This window comes from Saccharothrix sp. NRRL B-16314 (genome assembly GCF_000716595.1).
Taxonomy (GTDB): domain Bacteria; phylum Actinomycetota; class Actinomycetes; order Mycobacteriales; family Pseudonocardiaceae; genus Actinosynnema.
This window is the reverse complement of record NZ_JNXC01000189.1, coordinates 1-336: the sequence shown is the minus strand read 5'-3', so window position 1 is coordinate 336 and position 336 is coordinate 1. Positions and strand designations below refer to the sequence as shown.

1 protein-coding gene and 1 pseudogene are annotated in these 336 nt (G+C 72.3%); both read right to left on the bottom strand.

Translation table 11 applies throughout. The annotated features are described in order from the left end of the window. A partial coding sequence (locus tag OQ02_RS39600; RefSeq protein ID WP_033443826.1) for a response regulator occupies positions 1–192 on the bottom strand: 192 nt, incomplete at its 3' end. Further along, positions 180–336, bottom strand: a pseudogene (locus tag OQ02_RS46550) (sensor histidine kinase); the annotation flags it as partial. The pseudogene OQ02_RS46550 and the gene OQ02_RS39600, both read right to left, overlap by 13 nt.

The following is a 336-nucleotide window of genomic DNA, read 5'->3' as shown; positions in this document are numbered from 1 at the left end:
GATCCCCTCGTCGGTGTGGGTGGGCGGCATCCGCACGTCGACGATGGCGACGTCCGGCTCGTGCTCGGCCACCGCGGCCAGGAACGATCCCGGCGTGTCGGTGGTGGCCACCACGTCGAGCGACTCGGCGCGCAGCAGCAGGGCCAAGCCCTCGCGCAGCAGCGGGTCGTCCTCCGCGATCACGATCCGCACGGCAACTCCACTCGCATCGTCGTCGGCCCGCCGGCCGGACTGTCCAGGGTAAAACGCCCGTCGTAAGCCTCGATCCGCCGGCGGATACCGGCCAGGCCCGACCCCTTGCTCTCGTCCGCGCCCCCCTGGCCGTCGTCGCTGATC